This window comes from Aliivibrio sp. EL58, from assembly GCF_900312675.1.
Lineage (GTDB): Bacteria > Pseudomonadota > Gammaproteobacteria > Enterobacterales > Vibrionaceae > Aliivibrio.
The window spans coordinates 239,115-258,469 of record NZ_OMPC01000004.1; the positions used below are offsets into that span (position 1 = coordinate 239,115).

Sequence of the window (19,355 nt, forward strand, 5' to 3'; positions counted from 1 at the left end):
TTTAAGATAGTTTATGCCTTAAGCTGTAATTGCTCTCTTTTTAGACAGAACCATTAAGCCTGCACACACTAAAATAAACGCGGCTGTTGAAGCAATGAATGCCATCAATACTGAACCAGTAAAACCAAGAGCGATATAACCAATTGCTGAAACTCCGGCAACTGATAATGCATAAGGTAGTTGTGTTGATACATGGTCAATATGACTACAACGAGCACCCGTTGAAGACAAGATTGTCGTATCAGAGATTGGAGAACAATGGTCACCAAATACTGAACCAGCTAATACTGCGCCTAACATTGGTAAGATTAGCGCAATGTCCGTTGCTCCTGCCATGTCACCTGCAATTGGTAGCATGATGCCGAATGTACCCCATGATGTACCGGTACTAAATGCCATCAAACCAGATAGTAAGAATAAGATAACAGGGATCCAATGAATACCAATGCTACCTTGAGCTAAACTAGATAGGTAAGAACCAGTGCTCATATCACCGATAACCGAGCCAATTGTCCATGCAAAGAATAGAATTAAGATTGCACCAAACATTGATTTAGCACCAATCCACATTGTCATTCCAATATCTTTTGCTGAGATGTCTTGACGGAATACAGTAATAAGAGCAGCAGCTAGACCAATTAAACCACCGTAGCAAAGCGAAGCGCCTACATCGGTATTTTCAAACGCACCTAAAATATTAAATTCTTTACCATCACCAATTAATGCTTGAGCACCGGTGTAAATCATAAAGAAAATAGTCGCAACGATAAGTACGATAATTGGGAAGATTAAATCAGATACTTTTCCTGTTTCACTTTCTGTAATGTTTAGCTCTTCGTTTAAGTCTTTAGATTCAGCATTAACCGCTTGATCATCAAAACCATTACCACGCGCCGCTTCATTTTCATGATCGCGCATTGGGCCAACATCTAATTGGAACCAAACAACAGCAAATACCATTAATAATGCGAAGACTGCATAAAAGTTCATAGGGATTAAGCGAACGTAAGCACCTAAAGCAGAATATTCAGTCACACCATGTGAAACTAAAATGCCACCAATAATCGTAATGATGTAAGCGCCCCAGCTTGATGCTGGCATTAATACACACATTGGTGCAGCTGTTGAATCTAGAATATAAGCTAGCTTTGCTCTTGATACATAAAAACGGTCAGTTACAGGGCGGGATATTGAACCAACAGCTAAGCTATTAAAATAATCATCAACAAAAATGAAAACACCAAGGAAGGCAGCAAGAAGTTTTGCTCCACGTTTACTTTTAATTCTTGTTTGTGCCCACTCAGCAAAAGCTCGAGTACCACCAGAAAGCGTTAAAAGTGCCGTCGTCATTCCTAATAAAAGAAGAAAAGCGACAATACTCATATTCCAAGTATTAATAGAACCATCATCGATAAAAACACCTTTAACAGAGCTAAAAGTATAAGATGCAGTGCCAGAAATGGAGAAGTTAGACAGCAAAATTGCGCCTAGAACGATACCTACACCAAGAGAAAGTAGTACTCGGCGAGTAACAATTGCTAAACCCAATGCAACCAATGGGGGCAATATCGATATCGGAGAATTTGAAAAATCAGCTAAGTTCATGATCTACAACAACCAGTTTGGTTGGAGATCTACTGTTGATACGGCAATGCCGTTAAAGGAAGTGAATGTTAAAACATTTCCCCACAGTAGCGCTCCATAGTTAAAAAATAAAATTGACTATGGCAGTGTTATTCCTTTTCGAAATAACCCCAGCTAAATACATCTGATTAACGTACTTAACTTCGGCATTGACTCCTTTCGATCGCTGTCATCAGAATCACCCTCTAACAATCTACTTTTAGGCAATGCGCCTCTACCCGTTTAGGTGCGACCATTGTACGGATCGAACACAACTTTGCAATACTATATCTGAGTATTTTAACATTAACTCATAACATCATTAGAATGAGATACTTTAAATTAATTATCCTGTTAGCGATTCAATAAACAACAGTCACTTTTAATATTATTATCATTATATCTTTTTATTTCATTATCAAAATATTTGTTATATTATTTTCTTGTTATATAATAAATGTATTATCAAAATAAATATGGAATCAATCATGTCTGATACTATTAAAACATTACTAAACCTACGTAGCCTACGCGTACTTTCTCGTGAAATGACACTTGAGCAATTAGAAGAAGCACTTGAAAAACTGCAATCAGTAGTTGCAGAACGCCAAGAATCTGAAGCTGAAGAACGCTCTCAACTTGCTGAAAAACAAGCAAAACTTGAAGAGTTCCGTCAAATGATGATCGAGAGCGGTATCGCACCAGAAGACCTATTAGATACTATGTCTTCTACTACTGTTAAGACAAAGCAAAAACGTGCTCCACGCCCTGCTAAATATAAATTTTTAGATCATGCAGGTGCAGAAAAAACATGGACAGGCCAAGGTCGTACTCCATCAGCACTACAAACTCAACTAGATGCTGGTAAGTCTTTAGAAGAATTCCTAGTGTAAAAGTTAATACTTTTATATTCAAAAGCTGCTCTCTTGAGCAGCTTTTTTTATGTTTGAGATATAAAAAAAAACAGAAATCTTCTTAACTATCACAATACTTAGTATATATTCTATTGTATCTGAATGTTTCTGAGGGAATTTTATCTTCATTCTCAAATCTTAAACAAAAAACAGTGATAAATTAATTCATCACTTTTCATTCAATTTATCTACCTTAAAACACGTATGCTATACCGACATTACCTGTTGTACTTGTCGTATGCTCTATCATTGAACTCTTTTCTAAATTACCTTCTAGATTTACATATCTAAGACCACCAGTCACACGAATATTCGGTGTTAAATGGAAGTAAGTAGATAAACCGACAAAAAATTGCCCATCCCAATCAGCATCAAACTCACTAATTACTCCCTTAGTTCTTTGTGATTCTTCAGCAGACACACCATATAAATGGTTATTTAAACGCTCACTATTATATGAGTAACCTATTGACGGAGTTATTGCCCAGCCTTTTCTGCGAATTGGTAATTTCCAAACCGCTTCAGCATATAAGCCATTATGTGTATTACCAATATCTGTACCACCGCCAATTTCAAATAAACCAATATGCGTAATGGCTTGGTAAGTCACACCACCTAAGATTGAAGCTTTACGTTCATCCAACTGTTGCATTGCTGCATTATCGGAATCTTCAGGCTTAAATGTTCGAGGATCATAAATAAAACGAAAAATGATATTCTGTGGTGTTCCTACTGGATATAAACGGTAACCACCACTAAAGCCACGTAAGAAGAGATGCTCACCTTCGTAACCAACTACTGGAATAACGGTAGTATTGGAAGGTGTTTCTTTATAAAAAGAAGGTGAATAGGCAGCAGCAGCACCAATCGACCATTGAGAAATTTTTGCATTAGCGCTAGTAGCAACAGTTAATGCAGCCCCAACAATCAATCCACTTACTAGTTTATTCACGGTAACAACCTTTCTAATTGTTTTATGTATTTATACTTAGATTACGAACAGCATTATACAGTACTTAATACCTTTTCATAGTTTTTTAGCTTTTGATTTGAAAAATCTGTACTCATAGTAAAAACAACATAAAAAACCACAATGACTAACGTTCCAGCAACGCGTAATAGGATTACAAACAGGTTAATCTAGATAACTATATTTTAGGTATAAAAAAAGCAGGCTCAGGGCCTGCTTTTTTATATATTTTTACAATGACACTTAACTGTCATCTTCTCTAAAATTACTTGGTAGATTCAATTTCATCTCATTCCAAATAAGATTACCTTCAATACCATATTGACGCATTCTTGGCATTACTGCATCTTTTCTTTCTTCTTCACAAATCTGCTTTAAATCTCGATAGAATTGCAATGCAAGTTCACGAGCTTCTGGATTTGAAAAATAATAACTACCAACACGAGCATATAATTTTTTCAGGCCATTAAAAATCAGTCCGTAAATTTGATTTCCTGATTTAAAAGCTACACCTTGAAATAACATATAATCGTAATAGTTAAATGTTTTAGCTATCAATATTTCTTCACGTTTTACTGGATCTTTCTCGTTATCTTCTTTTACTTCAGCTTTAATTTTAGCACCAAAAGGAGACTCTTCAATAAACGTATTCCAATTATCAGCAGCTAATAATTGCTCACAAGATTCGATTACACGATCAAGAGTACGCAAAGAGCCCTCTTTATTCGTTTTAAACGCTTGTCTCATGAAAATACAACTAATATTAGTACGTGCCGCTAATAAATCTTCAACAATTGATGTCGCGTTATTCGCATCAACTAATGTCATTAACGTATCTAAAATATGCAGACCCGATGTCTCCATATAATCATTAACCTTCGTTGGCTTACCATGTTGGATCGTTAGCCAACCGTCACGGGAAAGACGCTGCAATACTTCGCGAAGCGTTGTTCTTGTAACCCCGATTAGTTCGGATAATTCACGCTCTGCTGGTAAAATTGAACCAGGAGGGAATCTACCATTCCAAATACTTTCAATAATGTATTTTTCAGCAAATCCAGCAGGACTTTTAGCCTTAATAACCATACAAGTTTACAATCCGTTCTTTATATAAATTAACTGCACTCATCATACCACCAGTTCAATAATTTCTTAACCACTTATTAAATTAAGCGACTAATTAGACACATAACTCTCACTTTTAAGCTTGCTTAAACTTGAATATTCAAGCCTAACAATGCTTTTTTTATATACATTTCTTTAGTTTTAATCATAAAATCGACCAAAGGCACATTTTGATCAATTTACCTCTTTTCGAATATTGACTATTCACTAATAAAGAGTAAAGTTCCCCCGTTTGGTATAAGGTTAGGTACACATAGGTAGTTATTTGGCAAAGCAGTAACATGATTTTGTTGTTTTTCTAAATAGTTGTTTATCCTTACTAATAACAATATGTTAGGCGATTATTATCAACTCCCTACTTAACCTTATTTTTATAGTATTTAATGTAACAATGTAGAGAAAATCACATGTCTATTTCGCTAGGGAATGCATTTATCAAAAACTTTCTTGGTAAAGCCCCCGACTGGTACAAACTTGCAATACTATCCTTTTTAGTTATTAACCCTTTTGTTTTCTTTTTAGTCGATCCGTTTACCGCTGGTTGGTTATTAGTAATAGAGTTTATTTTTACTCTTGCTATGGCATTAAAATGCTATCCTTTGCAACCCGGTGGTTTACTTGCCATTGAAGCAATTGCGATAGGTATGACAAGTGCAGAGCAAGTGAAGCATGAACTGGTTGCTAACATCGAAGTATTACTATTATTAGTATTTATGGTTGCCGGTATTTATTTCATGAAGCAACTGCTTCTATTTATCTTTACCAAAATATTAATTGGCATTAAATCAAAACCAGCACTTTCTGCTGCTTTCTGTTTTACTGCGGCTTTCCTATCTGCTTTCCTTGATGCATTAACCGTTATTGCGGTTGTTATTAGCGTTGCTGTTGGCTTCTATGCGATTTATCACCGCGTTGCTTCAGGACAAGGTGGCACCCCAAGTCATGATCACACCTGCGATTCAAACGTAACAGATGAACTGACTCGTGATGATCTTGAAAACTACCGTGCTTTCTTACGTAGCCTTCTTATGCATGCTGGTGTAGGTACTGCCCTTGGTGGTGTAATGACCATGGTAGGCGAACCTCAAAACCTAATCATAGCTGATCAAGCTGGTTGGATGTTTGGTGAGTTTATTATTCGAATGTTACCAATCACTGCTCCTGTATTTGTCTGCGGCATGCTAACTTGTGTTGTTGTAGAGAAATTAGGCATCTGTGGTTACGGTGCAAAACTGCCTGCTAATGTTCGTAATATTCTTGAAGAGTATGAATCAGAAGAACGTAAAAACCGTACTAATATTGATAATGCTAAGTTAATTATTCAAGCGGTTATCGCTGTTTGGTTAATTGTCGCTCTTGCACTTCATTTAGCTGCTGTGGGACTTATCGGTCTATCGGTTATTATCTTAGCCACTGCGTTTACTGGTGTTATCGAAGAACACTCAATGGGTAAAGCGTTTGAAGAAGCTCTACCGTTTACCGCCTTATTAGCCGTCTTCTTTGCCGTTGTTGCTGTAATTATCGATCAACAATTATTTAAACCTATTATTGATGCCGTATTAGCTGTCGAAGATAAAGGCTCACAGTTAGCTCTATTCTATGTCGCAAATGGTTTGCTATCTATGGTGTCTGATAATGTATTTGTTGGTACGGTTTATATTAATGAAGTGAAAACAGCATTATTAAATGGTCAGATAACTCGTGACCAGTTTGACTTATTAGCAGTAGCCATCAATACCGGTACAAACTTACCATCAGTTGCAACACCAAATGGTCAAGCTGCTTTCTTATTCTTACTGACTTCAGCACTTGCTCCATTAATTCAATTATCATACGGACGTATGGTTTGGATGGCATTACCATATACGATTGTTTTAGCTCTTGTTGGTATGTTTGGTATTGTGTTCTTCCTTGAACCGATGACAGCAATGTTCTACGATTTAGGTTGGTTAACTCATAGTACAATAGAAAGTGCAACTTCTGCGGTTTCTAGTGGTCATTAATAAGGTATAACCTATTTTTGATATATAAAGGCTCTGTATATACGGAGCCTTTCTTTTTTTTATTAAGGAATAATTAATGCAAGCCCTTAACCACTTCTCCCGCATTCGCTTATCTTGGCTATTATTGCTTCTCTGTATTGCTGCATTTGAAGCCGCAGCACTTACCTTTCAGCATGTAATGAAACTACCTCCTTGTGTAATGTGTATTTATGAACGCGTAGCTATGATGGGAATTGGTGGTGCCGCTATCATTGGTTTACTTAACCCTAATAACCTATTCATTCGTTGGTGTGGATTTATTGCTTGGGGTATCAGTGCCGCTTGGGGTTTAAAACTTGCTATGCAGCACGTTGATTTTCAATTAAATCCATCGCCTTTCGCGACCTGCGACTTATTTGTTACCTTCCCTTCTTGGGCACCACTGAACAAATGGGCGCCGTGGATGTTTGAAGCGTATGGAGATTGCAGCAAAATTGTATGGCAATTCTTAACACTAACTATGCCTCAATGGTTGGTTATTATCTTTGCCGGTAATTTAGTGGCTTTGGCTATTTTCGTTATTGCTCAATTTTTTAATAAGAAATCAGCCTAAAAATCTTTCGATTTGACACAAAAAAGCCATCAATCAGTTGATGGCTTTTTATTCTATTTTTCACTAAAAGATAGCTTAGTGTTTATTTTCCACAACACTTCTTAAATTTCTTACCGCTTTCACACGGACAAGCATCATTACGGCCCACATTTTTATATGGGTTTACCTTTTGTCCTTTATAACCAATTTGATATTCATCCGCAGCCATTGCTACTTCTTGTATCATGAAATCAATTTTAGGTAACATCTGCTCTAGCGTTGGTGGCGTATCAATTCCTGTTTCTGCCATTTGACGATGAGTTTCTTTTTCATCAACGGCAAGCATCATAGTCGTCAGTAATGCAGACAGCATTCGCATCGTACCATCAGCTACGTTAAGATCAGCCCATAACTCTTCAACTGTTGGCCATAGCGTCATAAAGCCTTCAGCAAATTCTGCTACATCATCAAGATTATCAAAATTTACAACCTCAGTGACTTCATATTCATGACGCTTTAGTAAAGTGTATTGATGCTCTATTTGCTGAGATACTGGTTTTAGTATTGCTTGTACATTATCAGCACCAACCAAGTCGCTTAACCACACTTCAGGGTCTAATGGCTTGGTTGCCATATTTGCAGCAAGTACTGCCCCTTCAAGAAAAAGGCCAGAGCAGTTCAAATCAACACCACCTAGTGCAATTAATTGATACTTCATTATTTATTCACTTCCGAAATTAAGTTTTCGGCGTAGTATAGCGCAAATAATTATTAGAGCCTAAGTGCCATTATTATTAATTTTTTGCTGTCGAGTACGTTATGAAAAAAAATCGAGGATTTACCTTAATTGAGTTAGTTGTTGTTATTGTAATTTTGGGGATTTTAGCGGTTACCGCTGCTCCCAAGTTTTTAAATCTACAAGATGATGCTCATAAGTCTAGAGCTGATGGTGTATTTTCTGCCTTTACTGCCGCTGTCAATATGTATCACGGCGTATGGATTCTGCAAGGTGAACCATCAGCAAGTTCTGCTGTTGGTGTTACTTTCGCTGATGAAACTATTTACCCATCAAATGAAGGTTTTCCATTAGGTACAACTTATCATGGTAAAATTACAGGTGAAGGTTGTGGTGAACTTTGGAATGCATTATTAAATCAAGAATTAACTATTGAAGAATATAAAGGCGACGGATTTGTGACTACTAGCGCTGATATAGAATATTGGTATGGTTCTCCGATTTCAGGTAAACCACAAGCATGCATGTATTACTATACATCAGACATAGCAAACAAAACTCAACAAGGTTACCAACTGAATTATTTCCCATCAACGGGAGAGACTATTACTAAAAGTTATACTAAAGGAAGTAAGTGACATAGTTCCCCTTTCCCCCTACAATCCCATCTCCAATAAAAGAGGTGGGATATGCAAGTAATACTAGGCCCGATGGAGGGCGTACTCGATCACTTAATGCGTGAACTATTAACAGAGATTAATGACTATGATTTCTGCGTTACTGAGTTTGTTCGCATCGTAGACCAGTTGTTACCTCCACACGTGTTCCACCGTATCAGTCCAGAACTACTCAATGGCAGTAAAACACAATCTGGTACTCCTATCCGTGTACAACTATTAGGACAAGAGCCTAATTGGATGGCAGAAAATGCCGTACGTGCTATTGAACTCGGCTCTGATGGTGTCGATCTCAACTTTGGTTGTCCTGCAAAAGCGGTAAACAAAAGTCGAGGTGGTGCTGCACTATTAAAAGATCCTAAATTAATTTATCAGATCGTGAAATCGTGTCGTGATGCCGTTCCAAGTGATAAAAAAGTCACAGCCAAGATCCGTTTAGGTTGGGAAAATCCAGAAGAGTGCTTTGCTATTGCAGATGCGATAAAACAAGCAGGTGCAAGCGAGCTAACCATTCACGCAAGAACTAAAGTCGATGGTTACCGCGCAGAAGAAATAAAGTGGGATTACATTAACCAAGTTCGTCAAAAAGTCGATATTCCAATCATTGCCAATGGTGAAATTTGGAACTATGAAGATGGGCAACGTTGTATTGCTGCAACAGGCATTGATTCATTAATGGTATGCCGTGGCGCATTCAACATCCCTAACTTAGGTAATGTTGTAAAGCACAATCACACCAAGATGCCATGGCCAGAAGTAATAGCCCTACTTATTCATTATTCAAAGTTACAAATGGCGGGTGACAAAGGTCAGTATTATTCAAACCGAGTAAAACAATGGCTCGTTTATCTTCGCCAAGAATACACTGAGGCAAAAGACATTTTTATGGATATTCGCAGCCATAAAAAATCAGACCCAATCGTTGCAAGACTTCATCAAGAGCTAGAAAAAGTAAGCTAACTCTATAGAACAGATTAAAATTTCCGAGTTTATGAAAAGTAAACTCGGTTTTTACCTTCTTGTTTTGCTTTATACAGGAGGTCATCTGCTTTTTTGATGACATGCTCAAATGAAAATTCTTGTTGAGAATCAATCACTGCAACACCACCAGAGACAGTAAAGCCCCCTTTCACAACCTTACCTGATGAGTCTTGAATCGACTTTCTTATTCGTTCACACACACTCTCTAGGTTAGATCTGGATTCTGCATTTATACAAACCACAAACTCTTCGCCACCAAACCGAGAGACAATGTCACTATCACGAACACTCTTATTCAATATCTTCGCGACATATATAATTGCTTCATCGCCCACATCATGACCAAATACATCATTAATTTGTTTAAAATCATCAATATCGTAAAGAGCAAAGCCAACAAATTTCTTAACCACACGATCTTGTAGACTCATTTCAAAACCACGACGATTATATAAACCTGTCATTGGATCTTGTTTTGCTAAGTCACGATAATAACGTTGAGATAGATGTGTTTGATAATAAAACATCGATAAAACAGCGAGAATATAGGTTACAAAAATCAAGGTTAACGATTTAATATCATGAGTTAAAAAGCTAATCAGTTCTTGTTTTATTGAGCTTTTGTAATATAGAAAGTAGGTAAAATTAGTATCCGAAAGCGTCACTGGTTGCATAAAGCGATACTGTTCAAACCGCTCATACTTATCACTCTCTAATAATTGAATATGCTTTGAAACATCACTATTTGAACGTAATAGTTTTTCAACCGATAAGTCGATTACCAATACGCCCTTAAAGAGGTCTTTATAATAAATAGGCGTAGAAAAAGTTAACACCTCTAAACCATCAAAAAAGGCATCAGTATACGGCGGGGTAAAGGTGACATGTTTTCGATTGGTATTCTTCATACTGTTCGTCCAATATGGTCGAGAGTAGATAGTATCCAATGTTTGCTTGGTTAAATTTTCTGCAATTTGTTTTGGCGATGAGATGATGTAATTGTATTTTGAAATAAAATAGATCCCATGTAGATAGGATTCATAATCATGAATAAATGAGATAACAGGAGCAAGCGTAACCTTCTTAGAAGCAATATCATAGAGATCTGAACTTGGATCACACAGCTCTTTTGCTCCTGCAATACTGTAATCTAAACGACTTTTAGGTACCGATACATTCTGATTATCCATTACCGCACTTTGATCATTACTCGGACGAATAACACAAAGGCCAGCCTGTTCATCTAATTTAAAGTTATGATTATAAAAACCGCCTGAACTTTGTTTATAGAGCTGGGATAAATTGTAATCAAGCGAAATCATCACTTTAATAGAGCGTTGTAAAGAATCCATAATACGATCATATTCACGGTTCACTTGTCGCTGAACAGAACCAATATGATTATCTAAAACAATACTAAGCAGTAACACTAAAAACAGTGTTGGAATAACAAAGATATGTTTTAAATTTGATTTTGGCATATATAAATTCTTTAACAGAAAATGAACAGACTATAATACCTATTTATTTACTGAATATCTTGCAGAAATGTTTCATTTAACATTTATCTGACAGTAAATTACCGTTAGAAACATAACTAATGATTATCTAACTACTTGAGAAAGCAAAGATACCCCACTTTTAGTCCACGTTTTGCTATTTACCATCTCTTCAATATCTTGAGTTCCATATTGCTCACCGTCATAAACCACCACGATGCTTTCATCGCCTGATTGTAAGAAGTTAGTTTCACCAAATTCAGTGTATCGCGTTGCTCCAATACTAATGATTGCTTGTTCTGGATAATCTGCCTCAGATAAATAAAGCGCAAGATCTTCAGCGGGGCCTTCATCCTTTTGATTGTTCATTCGATCAATCATCCAATCATTCAGTTGCTCATGGAAATAACTGTAATCAATCGCAGCGCTATCTTCACCGTATCGATTAATTTCACCATTGCGAATATGAAAACTAGCGATACGATATTTATCTAACTCACAGCCTTTAGTAAACGAGGTTAGCTCAATAAAATCTTGCGAGAGCCCCTTGGTGTTTTCACCCCAGTTTTTCTTTTCACTGATCTTCTTCGCATTGGGTTTTCTAATTGAACAATCATTGTATGCCGCAAACTTCACCGGAGTTAACGCCACGACTTTGTTGTCTTGATAAGTGATATCAAACACAATCGCAACTTCTGGTTCAATTTGCAGGTTATCAGCATCATTAGGTGGGATAATTAAATCAGACGACAGTGGATATTGAGATAAGAATCCCGCTTGTTGTGATGGGATATAAAATGGAAACAGTGCTTTGGGTTGAATGGCATTTTCAACTTTTACACTTAAAAAGTCAGTCGCTTCACCTGCTTGCTCCAGATGGCCAGCAAAGTTACCTGCTACACCAAAACCCACTGCATGTTTAAATGTCATATTGCCTTCTTAATTATTCTAAAAGTAACGTTAAGAAGGCACCTTAATTTATTCTTTAACTCTGTTCGATGATACGGATCTAGTTTTGTGATTTCTTTGCTTTTCTACGACGTTTAAATTGCGGTTTTGTCGGGCTTTTCAACGTTTTTAATGATTCTGGTACCGGACCTTGCTGAACCCTTTGCATAAAGTTTAGGACTTTAGTTTCTAATTCAGACATAAAGGGGCGATATGAGCAGGTTCTTTCTGTCATTCCTTGTAGCTGAAACTCCCAATGAGCCGTCATATCTGGGTAGGTCGCCTCATTCGGTAACGCGTTAATCAAGCCTTTTCCGGCCTCACTCGCATTAATGTTTTTACCATTTCGAGTTAATAGTTGGCGTTTAAATAAAGTATCTAATATCCCTGCTCGCGTGGCCTCTGTTCCTAATCCATCGGTATCTCTTAGGATCTTTTTCAGCTCTTTATCTTCAACAAAGCGTGCAATACCCGTCATGGCTTGCAGTAACGTGGCCTCAGTAAAATACTTAGGAGGCTCCGTCATCTTGTGTTTTATTTCACCTTCACGACACGTATGTACTTCACCTTTTTTAAGCGGAGGAACTTTATTCGCTACATCATCATCGCCATTTTGCGCTTGAGCTTTACCCAGTAATACTCGCCAGCCTGCAAACAACATCTGCTTGCCTTTGGCTGCAAAGACACCCCCTGCAATATCAAACACCAACTCAGCTTCGGCGTAAACAGCAGCAGGATAAAACTGCATTAAATACTGACGGGCAATTAAGTGATAAACCTTCTCTTCAAACCCAGAAAGCCCTATCGAACCACTCGATTTTGGGGTTGGAATAATCGCATGGTGAGCATCTACTTTACTGTCATTCCATGCTCGTGATTTCAACGTTAAATCTGCATTGGTTACTGCGCTAAATAATTGCTTATCGTTATTACCAATTGCAGCGCATACTTGTTCACGCTGCTTATAATGATCTTTGGGTAAATGACGGCTATCTGAACGTGGATAAGTGATTAATTTGTGCTTTTCATACAACGCCTGACACGCATCTAATACTTGCTGTGCACTTAGGTTATAACGTTTTGAAGCATCTATTTGTAATGACGATAACGAATAAGGCAAAGGCGCATTTTGCTTTGTTTCTTTATTTTCAGCTTTAGTGACGGTTGCTGGTTGATTCGCAATTCTCTGAGCCACGTTTTCTACCAATTTCAGACTGAGCACGCGCCCTTCTTCGTCTTGCCATTGCTGACACGCTTCACTTGGCTTCCACTTCGCTCGAATATCAAACGCTTGTCCATCATTCAATTGAGGATTTTGATAAGGAATTAATGCTTCTAAAGTGAAATACGCTTTAGGAACAAAATTAGCAATCTCTTCATCACGACGGGTCACTAAGCCTAACACTGGCGTTTGTACACGGCCTACAGATAATACACCTTGATAACCACCACGTTGACCTAATAAGGTATAAGCACGTGTCATGTTCATGCCATACAACCAATCGGCACGAGAGCGCGCTAAAGCTGAAATAGAGAGAGGAATAAACTCTTGGTTACTTCGCATTGACGTTAATGCACGTTTTACTGCCGGTAAATTTAAATCGCTAATTAATAACCGTTGAGTCGCGGCTTTTTTCGTTTTAGACAGTTTTAAATAATCCAAAACTTCATCTACTAACAGCTGCCCTTCTCTATCAGGATCACCCGCGTGAACCACTTGAGAAGCGGTTTTCAGTAACTTTCGGATCACCGTTAATTGTTTGCTCGACGATTTTCTTGGACGAAGCTGCCACTGCTCAGGAACAATAGGTAAATGCTCCATACGCCACGATTTGTATTTATCATCATAAGCATCAGGCTCAACTTGCTCTAATAGGTGGCCAATACACCAAGTTACAATGTCGCCATTGCCACATTCTATGTAGCCTTGTTGATTCTTCTGTGGCTTTGCTAGACCGGCGGCAATCGCTCGACCTAAACTCGGTTTTTCTGCAATAAATAATCGTGACATAAAAAAGTGCTGATGTTGTGAATAACATCAGCACTATACCTGTATGAATAGACAGTTATCAAGTTTTGTTGCCTAACTTGTTGGAATTTTAGCTTAAAGTTTTGCGGCTAGTTCAACCCCTTGACGGATTGCTCGCTTCGCATCCAATTCACCTGCATGCTCTGCACCACCAATAACGTGATGCTCAATGTCCGCTGAGGTTAGTGTTTCAACTAAGTCATTGACGGATACTTGGCCTGCACACATTAAGACATGATCAACATCCAGTAGCTTAACTTCTTCATTTTGACGAATATACAAACCTTCATCATTCACTTTTAAATATTCAACACCCGCTAGCATATGTACGCCGCGTTTTTGTAAGGTACGTTTATGGATCCAACCTGTTGTTTTGCCTGGGCCTTTTCCTATGCTGCCTTTTTTACGCTGCATCAGCCATACTTCGCGGGTGGTTTGATATGTATCTTGTGGCTTTAAACCGCCTTCGAACTCAATATTTTTATCGATATCCCAATCTTTTAGCCACGCATCTAATGTGTGATCTTCAGGCTCAGTTATCATGGTCGCGACATCAACACCAATACCACCAGCACCAATCACCGCCACTTTTTGACCAAGTTTAGGTTGAGTCTTAATGTAAGTTTGATAATCAATCACCTTTGGATGATCACTGCCTTCTAGCTGTGGTGCTCTTGGTTTAACTCCTGTCGCCACCACCACCTCATCAAACTGGCGTAGTTCATCCATCTCAACGGTATAATTCAACTTAACTATAATATTCTTATGATCTAATTTATTGGAGAAATAACGAATTGTTTCTTTAAACTCTTCTTTTCCTGGGATCTGCATGGCTAAATTAAACTGCCCACCAATGCGATCACTTCGCTCAAATACCGTTACTTGATAACCACGTTCAGCCGCTGATGTAGCACAAGACAAACCGGCCATTCCCGCGCCAATTATCGCAATGGTTTTCTTTTTCTCAGCAGGTGTAATTACTAACTCGGTTTCATAACACGCCTGAGGATTAACTAAACACGTAGCTCGCTTAGCTTTAAATACATGATCCAAGCAGGCTTGATTACAGCCAATACAAGTATTAATTAATTCTGATTTGTCTTGTTCTGCTTTATTTACAAATTCTGCATCCGCTAAAAATGGTCGTGCCATCGATACCATATCGGCTTGTCCTGATGCCAATATATCTTCAGCGACTTCGGGTGTATTAATACGGTTACAAGTAACTAATGGGATAGATACTTTACCTTTTAGCTTTTCAGTTACCCAGCTAAAGGCCGCTCGCGGTACTTGAGTCGCTATGGTTGGTACTCTTGCTTCATGCCAACCAATGCCTGTATTTAGTATCGTGACTCCCGCTTTTTCTAATGCTTGAGCAAGCTCCACCACCTCATCAAACGTGCTGCCTTGCTCAACTAAATCAAGCATAGATAAACGGAAGATAATAATGAAATCAGTACCTACTTCTTCACGTATCGCTTTAATTATTTCTAACGGAAAACGCATACGATTTTGATAGTTACCACCCCAATCGTCATATCTCATGTTAGTTCTAGCACAAATAAATTGATTAATGAGATAGCCTTCAGAACCCATCACTTCAATACCATCGTAATTGGCTTTTTTTGCATAATAAGCACTATTAGCAAAGTCATTAATCGTCTTCTGGATTTGACGCTCACTCATTTGACTTGGCGTAAACATCCCTATTGGTGCTCTAATATCAGAGGCGCTGACCGCTAAAGGATGCATCGCATATCGACCAGCATGAAGAAGCTGAAGTGCAATTTTCCCGCCATTATCATGTACCGCGCTGGTTAAGGCTTTATGCTTATCCGCAGCACGAGAAGAGCTAAACTGCGCACTAAATGGGGTTAGGCGCCCACGAAAATTTGGTGCAAAACCACCAGTAACAATAAGACCAACCCCACCTTTTGCCCGCGCAGCATAAAAGGCTGAGAGTTTTTTAAATCCATCATTACTCTCTTCTAATCCAGTATGCATAGAGCCCATTAATACTCGATTCTTTAATTGGGTAAACCCCAAATCTAACGGCTGAAAAAGGTGTGGGTACGTCATAACAATCCATCGCTTATAATTATTGTGGTCTGACCAGAATAGTAGCTATAGGCTTCTGCTACAATTAAGTATTTACAAATATGCAACATCCATCAATGTTTTTATTTCAATTTACTAATAACAGTAATTCTCATTTAGAACGATTTAGTCTAGTTACTTTCTGATTCAGTTAGCGTAGGATAGTGACAGAGTTCAAACTAATAATAAGGAACAATATGAAAGGGTTATTCCACTTCATAGGAAAATGTTTTAAAGCCATATGGAAGTTACTTTCCTTTACCCGTCAACTGGTATTAAACCTATTTTTTCTTGCTTTTGTGGGAGTGATTGCCTTCACTTTCCTAGCCAGTGATGAGTCTAACGTTGAAACTCAACAAGTTGAGAAGAAAGCATTAATCCTTGATTTGTCTGGTCCCATTGTTGAAGAGAGTAAATTTCGCGAACCATTAGAGCGTGTTACTTCTGATTTATTAGGCAGTCAAAAATCTCAAGAAAATGTCTTATTTGATATTGTCGATACTATTCGCTTTGCGGCTCATGATGACAATGTTTCGGGCTTAGTACTTCATTTAAAAGAAATGAATGAAACCAGCTTAACTAAACTCCGTTATATCGCTAAAGCCATCAATACCTTCAAAGCTGCAGGTAAACCGGTTTATGCCATTGGTGATTACTACAATCAAAGCCAATACTATTTAGCAAGTTACGCTGATAAAGTTTTCATGGCACCTGATGGTACGGTTCTATTACGTGGCTACGGCGCTTATACGCTGTACTACAAAGACCTACTTGAAAACCTGAATGTCTCTACGCATGTTTTCCGTGTTGGAACGTACAAATCAGCGGTAGAACCGTATCTTAGAAATGACATGTCTGATGCGGCAAAAGAATCGACATCAGTATGGCTGACTCAATTGTGGGATGCCTATTTAGATGATGTTGCTACTAACCGTCAAATTGATGCAAAAACATTAACGATGCCAATGGATCAATTCATTGCGAAGTTAAAAACGCTTAATGGTGACTTATCACAAATGACAGTAGAGCTTGGTTTGGTGGATAAGCTAGCAACACGCCAAGAAGTTCGTAAAGACATGATTGAACAATTTGGTTCTAATGGCTACGACAGCTTTAAACAAATCAGTTATTACGATTATCGCCCACAAGTTCGCCCAGCTATCATTCCTGATGCTCAAGATATTGCTGTTGTTGTTGCAAGTGGAGCAATCATGGATGGAACTCAACGACAAGGTACCGTTGGTGGTGACTCTACCGCTTCTCTACTTCGTCAAGCTCGTGGAGATGACAATGTAAAAGCGGTCGTTCTTCGTGTTGATAGCCCTGGTGGTAGTGCTTTTGCTTCTGAAGTGATCCGCAATGAAGTGGATGCCCTTAAAGAAGCAGGTAAACCGGTCGTTATTTCAATGTCGAGTGTCGCCGCCTCTGGTGGGTATTGGATCTCAGCAAGTGCAGACAAGATCATTGCACAACCAACCACCATTACTGGCTCAATTGGTATCTTTGGTATTCTAACTACCTTTGAAAAAGGCTTAAATAAGATGGGGATCCACAATGATGGGATCTCAACCTCTCCATTTAATGGTGTTGGTTTAACTCGCCCGTTAAATGATGATGTAGCTCAAGTGATGCAGTTAGGTATCGAACATGGCTATCACCGCTTTATTAAACTGGTGAGTGACCATCGTGATCTATCTCTAGAAGCGGTTGATAACGTAGCACAAGGCCGTGTTTGGACAGGTAAAGATGCGCTAAAACATGGTTTAGTTGACCAATTAGGTGATTTTGATGATGCCGTACAAGCCGCAGCTCAATTAGCTAATATGGAATCATATAACCTCTACTGGGTTAAAGAGCCACTATCTCCAATGGAGCAATTCCTTGAAGAGTTAAGTATGAGCTTTAACGCTAATATCAAAACAGAGCTTTTTTCATTAGCACCAGAAGCATTGCAACCAACCATCAGCAAAGTTGCAACAGACATCAACATGTTGAATAACTTTAATGATCCAAAAGGGCAATATCTCTTCTGTTTAAACTGTAGCAATCTTTAAAAGCATGACGAGCCCGACACATGTCGGGCTTTCTTTATGCCGAAGGCACAGTATAATCGCACTACCTCCCATAACTCTGTACCGTTGTTATTATGGAAAGAAAACACATTTACATCGCCTATACAGGCGGCACAATCGGCATGTTGAAATCTGATGATCATGGTTATGTACCTGCATCAGGATTTATGCAACATCAACTAAAACAAATGCCTGAGTTTCATCGTGCAGAAATGCCAATTTTCACCATTCACGAATATGAACCATTAATTGATTCATCTGATATGACGCCAGAAGATTGGCAACGTATTGCAGATGATATTCGTGCTAACTACGATAAATACGACGGATTTGTAATTCTTCATGGTACGGATACCATGGCCTACACAGCATCAGCACTTTCATTTATGCTTGAGAACCTTGGAAAACCAGTGATCGTAACTGGCTCTCAAATCCCTCTTGCTGAGCTACGCTCTGATGGCCAAAGCAACTTATTAAATGCCTTACACATTGCAGCTAACTACCCGATTAACGAAGTCACATTATTCTTCAACAACAAATTAATTCGTGGTAACCGTAGTACAAAATCACATGCTGATGGCTTTGATGCTTTCTCTTCGCCAAACCTGTCACCATTACTTGAAGCGGGTATTAATATCCAAATCAACGGTGCTGAAATCAATAAACAGCCTGAAGGTGAATTCACGGTTAATAATATTACGCCACAACCAATTGGCGTAGTAACCATGTACCCAGGTATTTCAGCCGAAGTGATTAAAAACACATTACGCCAACCTGTGAATGCAATGATATTACTCACTTTTGGTGTAGGTAATGCCCCACAAAATCCAGAGCTTTTAGCACAACTAAAAGACGCTTCTGAGCGTGGTGTTGTCGTTGTAAACTTAACTCAATGTTTATCAGGAAAAGTAAACATGGGTGGTTACGCAACAGGTTGTGCGCTTGCTGAAGCCGGTGTGATCAGTGGTTATGATATGACCCCAGAAGCAGCACTAGCTAAACTGCACTACCTACTAAGTAAAGATCTGCCTTATGAAACCATGCGTACCATGATGCAGCAAAGTTTACGTGGCGAGTTAACTCACTAAAATCTAATAACAAGGTCATCTT

Annotated in this window: 15 protein-coding genes and 1 riboswitch; of the genes, 7 read left to right on the forward strand and 8 right to left on the reverse strand. The window is 38.4% G+C overall.

Features of this window, described 5'->3' with window-relative positions:
- Positions 1 to 18 precede the first annotated feature (18 nt).
- The gene (locus tag ED622_RS06565) at positions 19 to 1,605 is read right to left on the reverse strand and encodes a Na+/H+ antiporter NhaC family protein (protein ID WP_122033125.1); all 1,587 of its coding nucleotides are present in this window, start codon (positions 1,603 to 1,605) and stop codon (positions 19 to 21) included.
- 79 nt (positions 1,606 to 1,684) lie between these two features.
- Positions 1,685 to 1,869: riboswitch (Lysine riboswitch) on the reverse strand.
- A gap of 242 nt (positions 1,870 to 2,111) precedes the next feature.
- Here ED622_RS06565 and ED622_RS06570 point away from each other — a divergent pair.
- Positions 2,112 to 2,516, forward strand: a complete 405-nt coding sequence (locus ED622_RS06570; protein WP_162922474.1) for an H-NS family nucleoid-associated regulatory protein — start codon at positions 2,112 to 2,114, stop codon at positions 2,514 to 2,516.
- Positions 2,517 to 2,730: 214 nt separating this feature from the next.
- Here ED622_RS06570 and ED622_RS06575 read toward each other — a convergent pair whose 3' ends face one another.
- On the reverse strand, positions 2,731 to 3,489 hold the full coding sequence (locus ED622_RS06575) for a MipA/OmpV family protein (RefSeq protein ID WP_122033127.1): 759 nt from the start codon (positions 3,487 to 3,489) through the stop codon (positions 2,731 to 2,733).
- Between the two features lie 261 nt (positions 3,490 to 3,750).
- Positions 3,751 to 4,593, reverse strand: coding sequence for a fatty acid metabolism transcriptional regulator FadR (gene fadR / locus ED622_RS06580; RefSeq protein ID WP_122033128.1), 843 nt, complete (start codon positions 4,591 to 4,593; stop codon positions 3,751 to 3,753).
- A gap of 446 nt (positions 4,594 to 5,039) precedes the next feature.
- Here fadR and nhaB point away from each other — a divergent pair, with 446 nt between their 5' ends.
- Both nhaB and dsbB read left to right on the forward strand, forming a co-directional pair.
- A complete protein-coding gene (gene nhaB, locus ED622_RS06585) occupies positions 5,040 to 6,635 on the forward strand; it encodes a Na(+)/H(+) antiporter NhaB (protein ID WP_122033129.1) in 1,596 nt (531 codons plus the stop codon).
- Positions 6,636 to 6,711: 76 nt separating this feature from the next.
- Complete coding sequence (gene dsbB / locus ED622_RS06590) at positions 6,712 to 7,227, forward strand: disulfide bond formation protein DsbB (protein WP_122033130.1); 516 nt, start codon at positions 6,712 to 6,714, stop codon at positions 7,225 to 7,227.
- Positions 7,228 to 7,309: 82 nt separating this feature from the next.
- On the opposite strand, the gene ED622_RS06595 is transcribed toward dsbB, so the two are convergent.
- Entirely contained in the window at positions 7,310 to 7,924 is a 615-nt protein-coding gene (locus ED622_RS06595; protein ID WP_122033131.1) for an SEC-C metal-binding domain-containing protein, read from the reverse strand.
- A 101-nt stretch (positions 7,925 to 8,025) separates the two neighbouring features.
- On the opposite strand from ED622_RS06595, the gene ED622_RS06600 reads away from it, so the two are divergent.
- Positions 8,026 to 8,580 (forward strand): type II secretion system protein, encoded by a 555-nt coding sequence (locus ED622_RS06600; RefSeq protein ID WP_122033132.1) that lies wholly within the window; start codon positions 8,026 to 8,028, stop codon positions 8,578 to 8,580.
- A gap of 51 nt (positions 8,581 to 8,631) precedes the next feature.
- On the forward strand, positions 8,632 to 9,579 hold the full coding sequence (gene dusC / locus ED622_RS06605) for a tRNA dihydrouridine(16) synthase DusC (RefSeq protein WP_122033133.1): 948 nt from the start codon (positions 8,632 to 8,634) through the stop codon (positions 9,577 to 9,579).
- Positions 9,580 to 9,608: 29 nt separating this feature from the next.
- Here the strand turns inward: dusC and ED622_RS06610 are convergent, their stop codons facing one another.
- From ED622_RS06610 to ED622_RS06625, 4 genes are all read right to left on the reverse strand, one after another.
- The gene (locus ED622_RS06610; protein WP_122033134.1) at positions 9,609 to 11,081 is read right to left on the reverse strand and encodes a sensor domain-containing diguanylate cyclase; all 1,473 of its coding nucleotides are present in this window, start codon (positions 11,079 to 11,081) and stop codon (positions 9,609 to 9,611) included.
- A gap of 123 nt (positions 11,082 to 11,204) precedes the next feature.
- Positions 11,205 to 12,029, reverse strand: a complete 825-nt coding sequence (locus ED622_RS06615) for a DUF5718 family protein (protein WP_122033135.1) — start codon at positions 12,027 to 12,029, stop codon at positions 11,205 to 11,207.
- A gap of 79 nt (positions 12,030 to 12,108) precedes the next feature.
- The gene (locus ED622_RS06620) at positions 12,109 to 14,058 is read right to left on the reverse strand and encodes a DNA topoisomerase III (RefSeq protein WP_122033136.1); all 1,950 of its coding nucleotides are present in this window, start codon (positions 14,056 to 14,058) and stop codon (positions 12,109 to 12,111) included.
- A gap of 93 nt (positions 14,059 to 14,151) precedes the next feature.
- Entirely contained in the window at positions 14,152 to 16,155 is a 2,004-nt protein-coding gene (locus ED622_RS06625) for an NADPH-dependent 2,4-dienoyl-CoA reductase (RefSeq protein ID WP_122033137.1), read from the reverse strand.
- 215 nt (positions 16,156 to 16,370) lie between these two features.
- Here ED622_RS06625 and sppA point away from each other — a divergent pair, with 215 nt between their 5' ends.
- On the forward strand, positions 16,371 to 18,227 hold the full coding sequence (gene sppA / locus ED622_RS06630) for a signal peptide peptidase SppA (protein WP_122033138.1): 1,857 nt from the start codon (positions 16,371 to 16,373) through the stop codon (positions 18,225 to 18,227).
- A 92-nt stretch (positions 18,228 to 18,319) separates the two neighbouring features.
- Positions 18,320 to 19,333, forward strand: coding sequence for an asparaginase (gene ansA / locus ED622_RS06635; RefSeq protein ID WP_045102434.1), 1,014 nt, complete (start codon positions 18,320 to 18,322; stop codon positions 19,331 to 19,333).
- The last annotated feature ends 22 nt before the right edge of the window (positions 19,334 to 19,355 follow it).